At 65.0% G+C, this 14,872-nt stretch carries 14 protein-coding genes and 1 tRNA gene; 6 read left to right on the top strand and 9 right to left on the bottom strand.

Features of this window, described 5'->3' with window-relative positions:
* Positions 1-43 precede the first annotated feature (43 nt).
* The 3 genes from Q0P59_RS18315 to Q0P59_RS18305 form a co-directional block, all read right to left on the bottom strand.
* A complete protein-coding gene (locus Q0P59_RS18315; RefSeq protein ID WP_295009073.1) occupies positions 44-1,453 on the bottom strand; it encodes a sigma 54-interacting transcriptional regulator in 1,410 nt (469 codons plus the stop codon).
* A 15-nt stretch (positions 1,454-1,468) separates the two neighbouring features.
* Positions 1,469-2,053, bottom strand: a complete 585-nt coding sequence (locus Q0P59_RS18310; RefSeq protein ID WP_295009071.1) for a CBS domain-containing protein — start codon at positions 2,051-2,053, stop codon at positions 1,469-1,471.
* Between the two features lie 199 nt (positions 2,054-2,252).
* Positions 2,253-2,328, bottom strand: a tRNA-Ala gene (locus Q0P59_RS18305).
* 113 nt (positions 2,329-2,441) lie between these two features.
* Between Q0P59_RS18305 and Q0P59_RS18300 the strand changes: the two genes are divergently transcribed.
* The gene (locus tag Q0P59_RS18300) at positions 2,442-2,777 is read left to right on the top strand and encodes a 4a-hydroxytetrahydrobiopterin dehydratase (protein WP_295009069.1); all 336 of its coding nucleotides are present in this window, start codon (positions 2,442-2,444) and stop codon (positions 2,775-2,777) included.
* A gap of 7 nt (positions 2,778-2,784) precedes the next feature.
* Here Q0P59_RS18300 and Q0P59_RS18295 read toward each other — a convergent pair whose 3' ends face one another.
* The 6 genes from Q0P59_RS18295 to Q0P59_RS18270 form a co-directional block, all read right to left on the bottom strand.
* A complete protein-coding gene (locus Q0P59_RS18295; protein ID WP_295009067.1) occupies positions 2,785-3,780 on the bottom strand; it encodes an L-threonylcarbamoyladenylate synthase in 996 nt (331 codons plus the stop codon).
* On the bottom strand, positions 3,780-4,919 hold the full coding sequence (locus tag Q0P59_RS18290) for a 5-(carboxyamino)imidazole ribonucleotide synthase (protein ID WP_295009065.1): 1,140 nt from the start codon (positions 4,917-4,919) through the stop codon (positions 3,780-3,782). The genes Q0P59_RS18295 and Q0P59_RS18290 overlap by 1 nt, the downstream gene beginning before the upstream one ends.
* A 136-nt stretch (positions 4,920-5,055) precedes the next feature.
* Positions 5,056-5,556, bottom strand: coding sequence for a 5-(carboxyamino)imidazole ribonucleotide mutase (gene purE / locus Q0P59_RS18285; protein WP_295009063.1), 501 nt, complete (start codon positions 5,554-5,556; stop codon positions 5,056-5,058).
* The gene (folD, locus tag Q0P59_RS18280) at positions 5,557-6,414 is read right to left on the bottom strand and encodes a bifunctional methylenetetrahydrofolate dehydrogenase/methenyltetrahydrofolate cyclohydrolase FolD (protein WP_295009061.1); all 858 of its coding nucleotides are present in this window, start codon (positions 6,412-6,414) and stop codon (positions 5,557-5,559) included.
* A 74-nt stretch (positions 6,415-6,488) separates the two neighbouring features.
* Positions 6,489-7,100: an indolepyruvate oxidoreductase subunit beta gene (locus Q0P59_RS18275; RefSeq protein ID WP_295009058.1), complete on the bottom strand. Its 612-nt coding sequence runs from the start codon at positions 7,098-7,100 to the stop codon at positions 6,489-6,491.
* A complete protein-coding gene (locus Q0P59_RS18270; RefSeq protein ID WP_295009056.1) occupies positions 7,097-8,977 on the bottom strand; it encodes a thiamine pyrophosphate-dependent enzyme in 1,881 nt (626 codons plus the stop codon). The genes Q0P59_RS18275 and Q0P59_RS18270 overlap by 4 nt, the downstream gene beginning before the upstream one ends.
* Before the next feature lie 184 nt (positions 8,978-9,161).
* Between Q0P59_RS18270 and Q0P59_RS18265 the strand changes: the two genes are divergently transcribed.
* The 5 genes from Q0P59_RS18265 to Q0P59_RS18245 all read left to right on the top strand — a co-directional run.
* Positions 9,162-9,758 (top strand): cytochrome c oxidase subunit 3 family protein, encoded by a 597-nt coding sequence (locus tag Q0P59_RS18265; protein ID WP_295009054.1) that lies wholly within the window; start codon positions 9,162-9,164, stop codon positions 9,756-9,758.
* 2 nt (positions 9,759-9,760) lie between these two features.
* Positions 9,761-10,054 carry a hypothetical protein gene (locus Q0P59_RS18260; protein ID WP_295009052.1) on the top strand — a complete coding sequence of 98 codons (294 nt, stop codon included), beginning with the start codon at positions 9,761-9,763 and terminating at the stop codon, positions 10,052-10,054.
* Positions 10,055-10,292: 238 nt separating this feature from the next.
* Positions 10,293-12,974 (top strand): pyruvate dehydrogenase (acetyl-transferring), homodimeric type, encoded by a 2,682-nt coding sequence (gene aceE / locus Q0P59_RS18255; RefSeq protein ID WP_295009050.1) that lies wholly within the window; start codon positions 10,293-10,295, stop codon positions 12,972-12,974.
* Between the two features lie 16 nt (positions 12,975-12,990).
* Complete coding sequence (gene aceF, locus Q0P59_RS18250; protein WP_295009048.1) at positions 12,991-14,628, top strand: dihydrolipoyllysine-residue acetyltransferase; 1,638 nt, start codon at positions 12,991-12,993, stop codon at positions 14,626-14,628.
* A 12-nt stretch (positions 14,629-14,640) separates the two neighbouring features.
* On the top strand, positions 14,641-14,872 hold a 232-nt coding region (locus Q0P59_RS18245), incomplete at its 3' end, for a biotin/lipoyl-containing protein (protein WP_295009046.1).

Below are 14,872 nucleotides of genomic sequence, written 5' to 3'. Positions count from 1 at the left end.
GCTGTTCGCGATTCAGGACAGGGTGTCCGGATCGGCAGACAGTTCAGGCCGACTGTGCGTCGACGTCGAGCGCGGCCATCTTCTCGTACAGCGCGGCCCGCGAAATGCCGAGCTGGCGCGCCGCCTCGGCCTTGTTGCCGCGGGAACTGAGCAGCGCCAGGCGAATCGCCTCGCGCTCGGCCTGCGCCACCGCCTCGGCCATGCCCAGCGGACGCAGGCCGACCACCTTGGGCGCCGCCGCGACAGGCGCCGTCGGCATGACGCTCTCCACGTCGTCGGCTTCCAGGGTGTCGCTGTCCGACATCAGCAGGGCGCGCTCCAGCACATTGGCCAGTTCCCTGACATTGCCGGGCCAGTCGTGCCGGCACAGGCGGTTGATCGCCCCGGTGCCGATCCCGCGCGGCGGCATGCCCTGGTTGCGGCAAATGGCATCGACCAGGTAATCGGCGAGCAGGGCGATATCCTCGAGCCGCTCGCGCAAGGGCGGCGTGCGCAGGGTGATGACATTGAGCCGGTAATAGAGGTCGGCCCGGAAAGTGCCGTCGGCGACCATCCTTTCCAGGTCGCGGCTGGTCGCCGCGATGACCCGGACATCGACCGCCAGCAGCCGGTTCGAGCCGACCGGCTCGAATTCGCCTTCCTGCAGGGTACGCAGCAGCTTGGCCTGGAGCGCCGGCGACATGTCGCCGATTTCGTCAAGGAACAGGGTGCCGCCGTCGGCCAGCTTGAACTTGCCGTCCCGGCCATTGCGCTCGGCGCCGGTATAGGCGCCCGGCGCGACGCCGAAGAACTCCGCTTCGAGCAGCGTTTCCGGCACCGCCGCGATGTTGACGGCGACGAAAGGCGCTTCGGCGCGCCCGCTGGCCGCATGGATCGACTGCGCCAGCAGCTCCTTGCCGGTGCCCGTTTCGCCGAGGATGAGCACGGACGCCGCCGTGCGCGCCGCCCGCCGGGCCGCCTGCTTGACGACGCTGCTGGCCGTGCCGGCGCCGACGAAACTGGCGAAGGTATATTTGGTCTTGCGCGCCTCGGCCAGCTTTTGCCGGGTTTCCGCGAGGTCGCGCCGCAAGCGCCGATATCTCGCCGTCAGCGAAACCACGTGCCCCGGATCGTCGTAGAGCATGAAGCCGACCGCGCCGACCACCTTGCCCGCCTTGTCGTGCAGGGGCAGCCGAGTGACCACGAAGGCGGCTTCGCCGTACTCCATGATGTCGAGCATGATCGGCCGCCCGCTTTCCACCACCTGGCGCATCAGGCTGTTGGGAATGATCTGCTCGATCTCCTGGCCGACCACGCATTCCGGCACCGCGATTCCGAGGCGCTCCGGATAACGCTCGTTCATCCAGACGATGCGCGCCTCGGCGTCGACGATCACCGCCCCTTCGCAATACTCGGCATAGTGCGCAAGCAGCGATTCGGAAGCGAGCTGCCGCAACTCCTCGGCAGAAGTCATGCCAATGCGAACATGTCAGTCAGCGAGCGCCGCCTCGATTTCGGCAAAGGTGCTGGCCAGCTCGAAACCGAGCACCGGCACGCCGAGCAGGCGCCCGATGTTGGTCGCCGAGAACATGCCGCGCACCCGGGGCTGGCCGGAGGCCGGGTCGACGTCCTCGACCAGGATGTGCTGGCGGCCCAGATGCTTCAGGGCGTTGAGGATGTCGATCACCTTGGCGTGCAACACCTCGTTCAGGTACAGCGTATCGACGCTGCCGATCGGCGTCATCAGGTCGGCCACCAGCAGTTCGTCGCGCTTGCAGCTGCGGGCCTGGGCGACCTGGATCGGCTTCTCGCCGAGAATGTCGCGGGCGGTGATCAGCCCGAGCACCGAGTCGTCGGCCCCATTCACGATCAGCATGCGCACCCCGCGCGAAATCATCCGCGCATTGGCCTCGACCACCAGCTCGTCGGCGCCGATCATGACCACGTTGACGCGCAGGAAATCGGTCATCGCCTCGATGGCCGGCGAGCCGGCACCGACCAGGTTGTAGCCGGAAGCGCTCAGGGTAACGTTCTTGGAAATCTTGTGCGTACGCACTTTGGCAGCCAAAGTCATGTCTCGATCCTCCAACGGGGGGTTCTTGTTCTGTCGATAAACATCTCTGTGGAACCGGGGCAAGCCGACTCGTTCAGGGCAGACCCGGCGCATGTACAGTATTCGGCGAATCCGGCGACATTTCAAGCCCCCGAGGGAAAACCCTAAGTCAGCGCGCAAAACAAAAAAGCCTGAAAAATCAGGCTTTTTTGAATTTGTTTGGTGGACCGAATGAGGATCGAACTCACGACCTCCGCATTGCGAACGCGGCGCTCTCCCAGCTGAGCTATCGGCCCATCGAATGGAGCGCCAGTGTATAACAGTTCTCCCCGGGGCGGAATATGGCTGGCGCGGGAACTGCGCCCCCCTTTCGGCACTCCCATGTTCATATCCATCGGGAGTCACCGCCATGAGCGCCTGCTCGCTCGCCGACCGCCGTTGCCAAGCCTGCGAAGGCGGGGTCGCGCCGCTGGCTGTCACGATGGCGACGGACATGCTGCGCGACCTGCCGGAATGGACGCTTGACGGGGAACGGCTGGAGAAGACCTTCGTCTTCCGCAACCATTACGCGGCGATGGCCTTCGTCAATGCCGTCGCCTGGGTCTCGCACCGCGAAAACCACCATCCCGAGCTGACGGTCGGCTACAAGGACGTCCGCGTCCGCTACTGGACGCACGCCATCGGCGGCCTGTCGGAAAACGACTTCATCTGCGCCGCCAAGCTGGAAAAGCTGCTGGCTATCTAGTGCGTGCTCAGGCTTGCCCGGCGCCAGCCACGGCGCGGCGCAGGCGGTCGGCGACGGCGACCCATGCCGCGTCGGCGGGCAGGGCTTCGACGACGATCAAATCAACACCGGCGTGATCCATGTCGCGCAGGGCGGCGTAGAGGTCATGCGCATAGCCGACCGGGTCGGCCGGCATCAGGCGCCAAGCATGCGGCATGCCGGCTTGCGGCGGCTGGTTGGCACTGATCACGGCGCACTTGCCGCCGCGATGGCGCTGGGCGTTGATGAAATCGAGCAGGCGTTCACCGGCCACCATGCGCAGCGGCGTCACCGGCGCGTAATGGGCTTCAAGCGAACCGGAAACGCGCGGCGCGCCGGCGGCGGTTTCGACGGCCGGCTGGCGGCCGAGCACCGCTTCGAGATGGACCGGCGAGATGTGGCCGGGGCGCAGGATGACCGGCTCGCCGCGCGAGCAGTCGATGATGGTCGATTCGATGCCGACCTTGCACGGACCGCCGTCGAGGATCAGCGGCACGCGCTCGCCCAGTTCCTCGGCGACATGCCCGGCGGTGGTCGGGCTGATGCGCCCGAAGCGGTTGGCCGACGGCGCGGCGATGCCGGCGTGCTCGCCTTTTACGTTGGCGAAGCGGCGCAGCAGTTCGAGCGCCACCGGATGCCCCGGCACGCGCAGGCCGACGGTGTCCTGGCCGCCGGTGACGGCATCCGGCACCCAGGCCTGCTTCTTCAGGATCAGGGTCAGCGGGCCGGGCCAGAAGGTTTCCATCAGCTCCCAGGCGACGTCGGGCACCTGCTCGGCCCAATGGTCGACGGCATCGTGGCCGGCCAGGTGGACGATCAGCGGGTGATCGGCCGGCCGGCCCTTGGCGGCGAAGATTTTGGCCACCGCGGCCGGGTTGGCGGCATCCGCCCCCAGGCCGTAGACCGTCTCGGTCGGCAGAGCGACCAGTTCGCCGGCGACCAGCAGGTCGACGGCGCGCTGGTAATCCAGGTCGGAAGGCGTCATCAGTCCTTGATGCCGATGGCGGCGCGGGCGGCCAGTGCGGTCTTCTGCACCTGCTCGGCGTTGTCGCCGATGACCGTGAAGTGGCCCATCTTGCGCCCCGGACGGGCGTGGTGCTTGCCGTAGAGGTGCAGCTTCAGGTTGGGAATGGCGTACAGGCTGGCCCAGTCCGGTTCGCGGTAGGTGTCACCGTCGTACCACAGGTCGCCGAGCAGATTGACCATCACCGACGCCGAATGCGCCCGCGCTTCACCCAGCGGCAGGCCGCACAGGGCGCGCACCTGCTGTTCGAACTGGCTGGTGACGCAGGCGTCGATGGTGGCGTGGCCGCTGTTGTGCGGACGCGGCGCCATTTCGTTGACGATCAGCTGGCCGCGGCTGACGAAGAATTCGACGGCCATGGTGCCGATGTAGCCGAGCTTTTCGGCGATGCGGGCGGCGACATCCTCGGCGTCGCTCTTGACGCAGCCGGTGGTGCGCGCCGGCACGATGGAAACGTCGAGGATGCCCTTGGTGTGCTGGTTTTCGCCGGTCGGGAAGCAGGCGACCCGGCCGTTTTCGTCGCGGGCCAGGACCACCGACACTTCGTAGTCGAGCGTCAGGCGCTGTTCGAGCACGCAATGCTCGCCCTTGAAATGGCCATAGGCGATCAGCGCCTCATCGACGTTGTTGACCGTGGCCTGTCCCTTGCCGTCGTAGCCGAAGCGGGCGACCTTGAGGATGGCCGGGAACAGGGCCGGATCGGCGTTGCGGATGTCGTCTTCGCCGTTGATCGCGGCGAAGGGGCCATGCGGGAAACCGTTGTCGCGCAAGAAGGACTTTTCGGCGATGCGGTTCTGGCAGACGGCGACGGCCGCCGCATGCGGGCGCACCGGCACGAACTTGGCCAGGTAGTCCAGCGTATCGGCCGGGACGTTCTCGAATTCGGTGGTGATCGCCGCGCAACCGTTGGCGAATTCGTCGAGCGCCGCGTAGTCGTCGTAATCGACGCAGAAGTGGCGCTCGGCGATCTGGCCGGCCGGGCTGTTCTTGTCCGGATCGAGCACCCAGACCTGGTAACCCATTTCATGGGCGGCGGAAACGAAGAAGCGGCCCAATTGGCCGCCACCGAGCATGCCCAGCGTGGCGGGCGGGAGGATCATGGACAAGGATGAATTTCCAGTGCGCATGTGAAGATGATCGCGAGGCGGCAAGGAGTGAATGACGAGACAGTACGCAAGTACGGCGAGGAATGAGCGACGCGGCCAACGAAGCGAGGGCTTCGCAGGCGCGCTGGAATCATACCTCGGGCAGCTTCATGGCCAGGACCTTCTCGGTCTGGGCCTGGCGGAAGGCTTGCAGCTTGGCGCTGAGGGCCGGATTGTCGTTGGCCAGCATGGCGACGGCGAACAGCGCGGCATTGGCGGCGCCGGCTTCGCCGATGGCGAAGGTGGCGACCGGGATACCCTTCGGCATCTGGACGATGGAATGCAGCGAATCGACGCCGGACAGCGCCTTGGACTGGACCGGCACGCCGAGCACCGGCACGGTGGTCTTGGCGGCCAGCATGCCCGGCAGGTGGGCGGCGCCGCCGGCCCCGGCGATGATCGCCTTGAGGCCGCGCTCGCCGGCCATGGCGGCGTAGTCGAACAGCAGGTCCGGGGTGCGGTGGGCGGAAACGACGCGAGCCTCGAAGGGGACGCCGAATTCCTTGAGGATGACGGCGGCGGCCTGCATGGTCGGCCAGTCGGAATCGGAGCCCATGACGACCCCGACGAGCGGTTGGTGAGCGGCGTTCATTTAGCGGATCCCTGCCTTGCGTTCGGCGGCCTCGATGGTATTGGCCAGCAACATGGTGATGGTCATCGGGCCGACACCGCCCGGGACCGGGGTGATCTGGCCGGCGACTTCGAGACAGTCGGCGTAATCGACGTCGCCGCACAGCTTGCCGTCCGGCAGGCGGTTGATGCCGACGTCGATGACCACGGCGCCGGGCTTGATCATGTCGCCCTTGACGAACTTCGGCTTGCCGACGGCGGCGACGACGATGTCGGCGCGCCGGGTGTGGAAATTCAGGTCTTTCGTCTTCGAATGGCAGACGGTGACGGTGGCGCCGGCGTTGATCAGCAGCATCGCCATCGGCTTGCCGACGATGTTGGAACGGCCGATGACCACGGCTTCCTGGCCGGTCAGGTCGACATTGCCCTTCTCGAACATCTTCATCACGCCGTACGGGGTGCACGGGATGAAGCGCGGGGCGCCCTGCGACAGCGCGCCGACGTTCTCGGCGTGGAAGCCGTCGACGTCCTTCTCGGCGGAGATGGCTTCGAGCACTTTCTCCTCGTCGAAATGCTTGGGCAGCGGCAGTTGCACCAGGATGCCGTGGATGGACGGATCGGCGTTCAGTTCGGCGATCTTGTCGAGGACGACCTGCTGGTCGACATCGCGGTCGTAAACGATCTTTTCGGAATGCATGCCGATGGCCAGGCAGCCATTGACCTTGTTCTTCACGTAAACCTGGGAAGCCGGGTCTTCGCCGACCAGAATGACCACCAGGCCGGGCTTGTGGCCCTTGGCCGCGAGTGCCTCCACGCGGGTCTTGAAGCTTTGGCGCAGCTCTTCCGCAAGCGCCTTGCCGTCGATAATTTGTGCCGTCATCGTCGCATCCATCAAAAAAGAAAAGGGGAAAGGCGCCTGCCTTTCCCTTTGATTTGGCGCGAATTTTATCAGAACTAGGCGGCGGCTGCTTCGGCGGCGCCAACGGCGGCGCGTCCGGCCTCGAAAGCCTTGCGGTTCAGCGCGACCACCTGCTCGCCCTTGCGCTGGAAACGCTTGAGCACGCAATCGAGCAGGATCTCCGCCGAGAAGGGCAGCTGGTCGGCGATCGCGCCCAGCATCACGGTATTGCCGAGGCGAATGTCGCCCAGCCCCTGGGCGATGGTCGTGGCATCGAAGGCGACGACGCGGGCGCTGCCCGCCTTCATCTCCGCGACCGGATCGGCCGGGTAATCGTACAAGCCCAACTCGACCACCGGCGGCACGAAGCGCGAGTCGTTGACCAGCGCCGCCGCCCCCGGACGCAGCATGTGCATCCAGCGCAGGCCTTCGGCCGCCTCGAAGGCGAGCAACACGTCGGCCTCGCCCGGGGCGATCTGCGGCGACAGCACGCGCGGCCCGAAGCGCAGGTGCGACGACACCACGCCGCCGCGCTGCGCCATGCCGGCGACTTCGGTCTTCTTGGCATCGTGGCCGAGCGCGATGGCGGCCTCGGCGAGGATTTCGGTGGCAGTCATGACGCCCTGGCCGCCGATACCGACGACGAGAATATTGGTGGTCTGACTCATGCCGAACAGCCTCCCTTGGTCACCAGCTTGATCGGCGATACCGGCGCGTAATGGACGATGGCGCCCGGCGCGCAGGGCTGGACGCACAGCGTGCAACCGGTGCACACCGACGACTCGATGCGCACGAAGGCGAGATCGACCTCGCGACCGCTCGGCTTGACCTCCTTGGCACGCCGGGTGACGTGAATGGCCGGACAGCCGACGTCGATGCAGTTGCCGCAGCCGGTGCACTTGTCTTCGATGACCTCGAAGGGTTTCAGCTTGTGGTAGTCCTTGATCAGCACGCAAGGTTGGTCGGTGATGATGACCGACACCTCGGGCACCTTGACCTCGTCGCGGATGGTCTTGAACAGCACCGGCAATTCGTAGGGATTGACGACGTGCACGCGCTCCTTCTTGACGCCCAGCGCCTCGACCAGCTTGGCGAAGTCGATGCGCGGCGCTTCCTCGCCGTGGATGTCGCGGCCATTGCCCGGGTTGTCCTGGCCGCCGGTCATGCCCACCGCGCGGTTGTCGAGCAGCATGACGGTGACGTTGGCCTTGTTGTACACCATGTCGAGCAGGCCCTGCATGCCCATGTGCAGGAAGGTCGAATCGCCGATCACGGCGACGATGCGCTTGTCCTTGTCGGATTCGCCGCGCCCCTTGTCCATACCGAGTGCAACGCCCATCGAGGCGCCCATCGAGACGCAGGTGTCCATCGCCTGCCACGGATGGCCGGCACCCAGCGTGTAGCAGCCGATGTCGCCCGAGATGTTGAGATTGCGCACCTGCGACAGCGTGTAATAGACGCCGAGGTGCGGGCAGGCCACGCACATGGTCGGCGGCCGCGGGAAGACCTGGGCCGGGCGGACCCGCAGCGGCGCCTCGTCGACCGGCTCGCCGAGCAGGCGGGCGATGGCCGGCTTGATGACCGGCGGCGCCAGCTCGCCCTGCAGCGGCAGGATGTCCTTGCCGATGACCCTGAGGCCCTGGGCCTTCAGTTCGGTTTCGATCAGCGGCTCGACTTCCTCGACGATCACCACCTGATCGACCTGCGCCGCCAGTTCGCGGCATAGGTCGAAGGGTACCGGCCACGAGAAGCCGAGCTTGAGCACCGGCGCCTCGGGGAAGGATTCGCGGACGTGCATGTAGGCCGGGCCGGAGGTGATGAAGCCGACGCGCTTGTCGCTGCCCGCTTCGATGACGTTGAGCGACGACGCTTCGGACTCGGCGCGCAGCGTGTCGTCGCGCCGGAACATCAGCGGAATGCGCTTGCCGGCGTTGCCCGGCACCATCACGAAGCGCGACGGGTCCTTCTTGAAACCGGCGCCGACATGCCCCTGGCGCTCACCGACGGTGACCAGCGCCTTGACGTGGTTGATGCGGGTGGTCATGCGCAGAATGACCGGCACCTGGTGCTTTTCCGACAGCGCGTAGGCGGCCAGGGTCATGGCGTAGGCCTCCTGCGAATCGGCGGGCTCGAACACCGGCACGTGCGCGAAGCGGCCCCAGTAGCGGGAATCCTGCTCGTTCTGCGACGACGACAGGCCGACGTCGTCGGCGATGGCGATGACCAGGCCGCCGACCACGCCGGTCAGGGTCAGGGTCATCAGGGCGTCGGACGCGACGTTCATGCCGACATGCTTCATGCAGCAGAAAGAACGGGAGCCGGCATAGGCGGCGCCGATGGCCACCTCCAGCGACACCTTCTCGTTCACCGACCACTCGGCATAGATGTCCGGATAGGTCGAAATGACTTCGAGCATCTCGGTCGACGGCGTACCGGGATAGGCCGCGGCCACCTTGACGCCGGCCTCCCAGACCGCGCGGGCGACCGCTTCGTTGCCGGACATCAGGATCCGGCTGGCTGCCGGTGCGGGCATGACTGCCGCCATATCGACTCCTCGGGAAATCACCTGGAAACCCATGATTATAGGAAGGTCTATTTTTGTGGATTTGATACAACGCAAGCCAAACAATCTTTTCACCTTGTGTCACAAACAAGGCGCCATTGATGGACATCAATGCCCCGCGGCGACATGGCGGGAACAATGTCCGCATTGCCCCGCCAGCCCCGCCATGAATACCGCCACGCTCGAACTCGCCCCTCCCGAAGACCCCACCCGGCGCATTCCCGGCAACAAGGGCATCTGGGTCGGCATCACCTGCGAATTCGTCGAGTTCGCCGTGCTGTTCGCGGTTTATTTCATCGCCCGCGCCCATTTTCCGGACGCCTTCCACGAAGGCGCCCAGCGCCTGAACATCCTGGCCGGCACCAGCATCACCCTGCTGATGATCACCAGCAGCTATTGCATCGCCTGCTCGGTCAACGCCATCCGCCAGGACAAACACCGCAGCGCCGTGCTCTGGCTGGTCGCCGGGCTGGTCATCGCCCTCGGCTACCCGGTGGCGAAAATCCTCGAGATCAACTGGAACCTGGCGCACAGCATCAACGGCGAATCGGGCATTTTCTTCACCGTCTACTATTACCTGACCTTCAACCACCTGGTGCATGCCACCTGGGGCATCCTCGGCATCCTGTGGGTGCTCGCCCGCCTGCTCTTCCGCGGCTACACTGCCGAGGACTACGTCGGCCTGGAGGCCCTGGCCAGCTACTGGCACGCCACCGACATCATCTGGCTGGTCATCTTCCCCTTCTTCTACGTGCTCGCCTGACCATGCCCGCCAAGGACCATTTCGCCCTGATCACCGCCGCCTGGCTGGCGCTGGTTGCGCTGACCCTGCTCAGCCTCGGCCTCGGCGAATGGTTCCGCGACGTCTCCTGGCTGCCCTTGGTCGTCGCCGCGATCATGTGGATCAAGGGCGTCGTTGTCGCCCGCTGCTTCATTGAATCGCACGTCGCCCATCCCTTCATCGCCCGCGTGCTGCAGGTCTTCATCGCCCTCGCCCCGATCGCCCTGATCGTCACTGCCTTCTTCGGCAGCACCGTGGCCCGCTGGGCCAGCCTCTAGCCCCTTCCCTCCCCAAAAACGCCGGACGGAATGCCCCCTGCGGGCATGCCGTCCTACGTGTTTTCCCTAACCCGAAATAGTCAAAAAACATGCTCGCCTTTATTGCACGATGCGAATTTTGTTTTTACAATGCGAAACACGCATTAGGGAAAATACGGGCACGCGAACCGGCCCGCTAGGAGTAAAGTTGTTTTGCTCAACAGGCAAAACAGAATGAACACCAACCGTGGAGACAAACATGGCCAACCAGCCGAATGCACTGCCTGATCCTGCCGACCTCGATCCGCAGGAAACAAAAGAATGGATGGATGCCCTCGAAGGCGTCATCAACATCGAAGGTCCGACCCGCGCCCATTACCTGATCGAGAAAGTCATCGGCCAGGCCCGCCTGAATGGCGTGGACATCCCCTACTCGGCCAATACCGAATACATCAACACCATCCCTGTCGACCAGCAGCCGAAGTACCCGGGCAATGCCGACATGGAAATCAAGATTCACTCCTATATCCGCTGGAACGCGATGGCCATGGTCGTCCGCGCCAACAAGGACACCAACGTCGGCGGCCACATCGCCTCCTTCGCCTCCGCCGCCGCCCTCTACGACGTCGGCTTTTCGCATTTCTGGAAGAGCATCGACCACGACACCGGCGGCGACCTGATCTTCTTCCAGGGCCACTCGGTGCCCGGCGTCTATTCCCGCGCCTTCATGCTCGGCCGCCTGTCCGAATCGCAGATGGACAACTTCCGCCAGGAAACCGACGGCAAGGGCATTTCCTCCTACCCGCACCCGTGGCTGATGCCGGACTTCTGGCAGTTCCCGACCGTGTCGATGGGCCTCGGCCCGATCCAGGCCATCTACCAGGCCCGCTTCATGAAGTACCTCGCTTCGCGCGGCCTGATCGACGCCGCCAAGGCCGAGAGCCGCAAGGTGTGGGCCTTCCTCGGCGACGGCGAGACCGACGAGGTCGAATCGCTGGGCGCCATCGGCATGGCCGGCCGCGAGAAGCTGGACAACCTGATTTTCGTCATCAACTGCAACCTGCAGCGCCTGGACGGCCCGGTACGCGGCAACGGCAAGATCATCCAGGAACTCGAATCCGAATTCCGCGGCGCCGGCTGGAACGTCATCAAGCTGATCTGGGGCACCCACTGGGACGCCCTGCTCCAGCGCGACAAGACCGGCATCCTGAAGAAGCGCATGATGGAACTGTGCGACGGCGAGTACCAGACCTTCAAGGCCAAGAACGGCGCCTACGTCCGCGAAAACTTCTTCAACACCCCGGAACTGAAGGCGCTGGTCGCCGACTGGACCGATGACGAAGTCTGGGCGCTGAACCGCGGCGGCCACGACATCTTCAAGATCTTCGCCGCCTACAACGCCGCCGTCACCCACAAGGGCGCCCCGACCCTGATCCTGGCCAAGACCATCAAGGGCTTCGGCATGGGCCAGGCCGGCGAAGCGATGAACATTTCGCACCAGCAGAAGAAGATGGACAAGGAGCAGATCGGCCGCTTCCGCGACCGCTTCAACCTGCCGATCGCCGACGACCAGCTGGAAGAACTGCCGTACCTGAAGTTCGCCGAGGATTCGCCGGAATACCAGTACATGCGCCAACGCCGCATGGACCTCGGCGGTTTCCTGCCGTCGCGCCGCCGCAAGGCCGAGCCGCTGGCCATCCCGCCGCTCGACACCTTTGCCGCCCTGCTCAAGGCATCCGGCGAAGGCCGCGAATTGTCCACGACGATGGCCATCGTCCGCATCATGAACATGATGTTGAAGGACAAGAATGTCGGCAAGAACGTCGTGCCCATCGTGCCGGACGAGTCCCGCACCTTCGGCATGGAAGGCATGTTCCGCTCGGTCGGCATCTGGAACCAGGAAGGCCAGAACTACGTGCCGGAAGACCACGACCAGCTGATGTTCTACAAGGAGTCGAAGACCGGCCAGGTGCTGCAGGAAGGCATCAACGAGTCGGGCGCGATGAGCGACTGGATCGCCGCCGCCACTTCGTACTCCGTGCATAACGTGCAGACCATTCCGTTCTACATCTGCTACTCGATGTTCGGCATGCAGCGCGTGCTCGACCTGTGCTGGGCCGCCGGCGACCAACGCGCCCGCGGCTTCCTGATCGGCGGCACCGCCGGTCGCACGACGCTGAACGGCGAAGGCCTGCAGCACGAAGACGGCCACAGCCTGATCCTGTCCAACCTGATCCCGAACTGCGTCTCCTACGACCCGACCTTCCAGTACGAAGTCGCCGTCATCGCCCAGGACGGCATGCGCCGCATGCACGTCGAGCAGGAAGACGTCTTCTATTACCTGACGGTGATGAACGAGAACTACGAGCACCCGGAAATGCCGGTGGGCGCCGAAGCCGACATCATCAAGGGCATGTATGCGTTCAAGAAGGGCGGCGAAGGCAAGCTGCGCGTGCAGCTGCTGGGTTCCGGCACCATCTTCCGCGAAGTCATCGCCGCCGCCGACCTGCTCAAGGCCGACTGGGGCGTCGAAGCCGACATCTGGGGCTGCCCGTCGTTCAACGAACTGGCCCGCGACGGCCAGGACACCGCCCGCTGGAACCTGCTGCATCCGCTCGAAGCGCCGAAGCTGTCGCACGTCGAGCAGAAGCTGGCCGGCGCCGAAGGCCCGGTGGTTGCCGCGACCGACTACATCAAGCTGTTCTCCGAGCAGATCCGCCCGTTCGTCAAGAACACCTACGTCACGCTGGGCACCGACGGCTTCGGTCGTTCCGACACCCGCGAGAAGCTGCGCCACCACTTCGAGGTCGATCGCCACTGGGTCACCCTGGCTGCCCTGAAGGCCCTGGCCGACGAAGGCAAGATCGAGCGCGAGAAGGTTGCCGCCGCACTGGTCAAGTACAACCTGGATCCGGCCAAGCCGAATCCGATGTCGGTTTAATCGGGAGGAGACGACAATGAGCCAAATCATCGAAGTCAAAGTCCCGGATATCGGCGATTTCGACGAAGTTCCGGTCATCGACCTGTTCGTCAAGGTCGGCGACACCATCAAGATCGACGATGCCATCGTCACCCTGGAATCCGACAAGGCGACCATGGACGTGCCTTCCACCGTCGAAGGCGTGGTCAAGGAAATCCTCGTCCAGCTAGGTTCCAAGGTCGGTGAAGGCGCCGTCCTGATCAAGGTCGAAAGCGGCGCTGCCGCGGCCGCCCCGGCCCCGCAAGCCGCTGCTCCCGCGCCGGCCGCAGCGGCTCCGGCTGCCGCTGCCCCGGCTGCCGCCCCCGCTGCCGGCGGTGGCGTGGTCGAAGTCAAGGTGCCGGATATCGGCGACTTCTCCGACGTGCCGGTCATCGACCTGTTCGTCAAGGTCGGCGACAGCATCAAGGTCGACGACGCAATCGCCACGCTGGAATCCGACAAGGCCACCATGGACGTGCCGAGCACCGTTGCCGGCGTGATCAAGGAAGTGCTGGTCCAGCTCGGTTCCAAGGTCAGCGAAGGCGCCGTCCTGATCAAGGTCGAAAGCGGTTCCGCCGCTTCGGTTCCGGCTGCCGCACCGCAAGCCGCCGCTCCCGCTCCGGCCGCTGCTGCGCCGGCCCCGGTTGCTGCCGCACCGGCTGCCGCCCCCGCCGCTGCCGCCGCACTGGCTCCGGCCCTGCCCATCGGCTCCAAGGTCCACGCCTCGCCGTCGGTCCGCGCCTATGCCCGCGAACTCGGCATCGACCTGAGCAAGGTCGCCGCCACCGGTCCGAAGGGCCGCATCGTCAAGGAAGACCTGACCAAGTACGTCAAGGGCGTGCTGTCCGGTGCCATTTCCGGCCCGGTCGCCACGGCTGGCGGCGGTGTCACCGGCGGTGGCGTGCTCGACCTGCTGCCCTGGCCGAAGGTCGACTTCGCCAAGTTCGGTGAAATCGAGGTCAAGCCGCTGTCGCGCATCAAGAAGATCTCCGGCCAGAACCTGTCGCGCAACTGGGTCATGATCCCGGCCGTGACCTATCACGAAGATGCCGACATCACCGACCTCGAAGCCTTCCGCGTCCAGCTGAACAAGGAAAACGAGAAGACCGGCAACAAGCTGACCATGCTCGCCTTCCTGATCAAGGCTTGCGTCAAGGCCATGCAGCGCTTCCCGGAATTCAACGCCTCGCTCGACGGCGACAACCTGGTGCTGAAGAAGTATTTCAACATCGGCTTCGCGGCCGACACCCCGAACGGCCTGGTCGTTCCGGTGGTCAAGAATGCCGACAAGAAGGGCGTCTTCGAAATCGCCAAGGAAACCGGCGAACTGGCCAAGCTGGCCCGTGACGGCAAGCTGAAGCCGGCCGACATGTCCGGCGCCTGCTTCACCATTTCCAGCCTGGGCGGCATCGGCGGCACCTACTTCGCGCCTATCGTCAATGCGCCGGAAGTCGCCATCCTCGGCGTCAACAAGTCGGCCATGAAGCCGGTGTGGGACGGCAAGCAATTCGTGCCGCGCCTGACCCTGCCGCTGTCGCTGACCGCCGACCACCGCGTCATCGACGGCGCGCTGGCCACCCGCTTCAACGTCTATGTCGCCGAACTGCTGGCCGACATGCGTCGCATGATCGTCTAAGGGAGAGTGACCATGAGTCTCGTTGAAGTCAAAGTTCCCGATATCGGCGATTTTTCCGATGTGCCGGTCATCGACCTGTTCGTCAAGGTCGGCGACAGCATCAAGATCGACGATGCCATCGCCACCCTCGAATCCGACAAGGCGACGATGGATGTGCCCTGCACGATCGAAGGCACGGTCAAGGAAGTGCTGGTCCAGCTCGGCTCCCGCGTCAGCGAAGGCGCCGTGCTGATCAAGGTGGAAG

The organism is uncultured Dechloromonas sp. (assembly GCF_945957265.1).
In the GTDB taxonomy this organism is placed as follows: Bacteria; Pseudomonadota; Gammaproteobacteria; order Burkholderiales; family Rhodocyclaceae; genus Azonexus.
This window is presented reverse-complemented; position numbering and strand designations above follow the sequence as displayed.

What these genes read in the sequence shown, in the direction of transcription:
- Q0P59_RS18270 (WP_295009056.1), bottom strand. Translation starts at nt 8,977, where the DNA reads ATGGCGGCAGTCATGCCCGCACCGGCAGCCAGCCGGATCCTGATGTCC.
- aceE (WP_295009050.1), top strand. Translation starts at nt 10,293, where the DNA reads ATGGCCAACCAGCCGAATGCACTGCCTGATCCTGCCGACCTCGATCCG.
- folD (WP_295009061.1), bottom strand. Translation starts at nt 6,414, where the DNA reads ATGACGGCACAAATTATCGACGGCAAGGCGCTTGCGGAAGAGCTGCGC.
- Q0P59_RS18275 (WP_295009058.1), bottom strand. Translation starts at nt 7,100, where the DNA reads ATGAGTCAGACCACCAATATTCTCGTCGTCGGTATCGGCGGCCAGGGC.
- Q0P59_RS18315 (WP_295009073.1), bottom strand. Translation starts at nt 1,453, where the DNA reads ATGACTTCTGCCGAGGAGTTGCGGCAGCTCGCTTCCGAATCGCTGCTT.
- Q0P59_RS18265 (WP_295009054.1), top strand. Translation starts at nt 9,162, where the DNA reads ATGAATACCGCCACGCTCGAACTCGCCCCTCCCGAAGACCCCACCCGG.
- Q0P59_RS18290 (WP_295009065.1), bottom strand. Translation starts at nt 4,919, where the DNA reads ATGATCCTCCCGCCCGCCACGCTGGGCATGCTCGGTGGCGGCCAATTG.
- purE (WP_295009063.1), bottom strand. Translation starts at nt 5,556, where the DNA reads ATGAACGCCGCTCACCAACCGCTCGTCGGGGTCGTCATGGGCTCCGAT.
- Q0P59_RS18300 (WP_295009069.1), top strand. Translation starts at nt 2,442, where the DNA reads ATGAGCGCCTGCTCGCTCGCCGACCGCCGTTGCCAAGCCTGCGAAGGC.
- Q0P59_RS18310 (WP_295009071.1), bottom strand. Translation starts at nt 2,053, where the DNA reads ATGACTTTGGCTGCCAAAGTGCGTACGCACAAGATTTCCAAGAACGTT.
- Q0P59_RS18295 (WP_295009067.1), bottom strand. Translation starts at nt 3,780, where the DNA reads ATGACGCCTTCCGACCTGGATTACCAGCGCGCCGTCGACCTGCTGGTC.
- aceF (WP_295009048.1), top strand. Translation starts at nt 12,991, where the DNA reads ATGAGCCAAATCATCGAAGTCAAAGTCCCGGATATCGGCGATTTCGAC.
- Q0P59_RS18260 (WP_295009052.1), top strand. Translation starts at nt 9,761, where the DNA reads ATGCCCGCCAAGGACCATTTCGCCCTGATCACCGCCGCCTGGCTGGCG.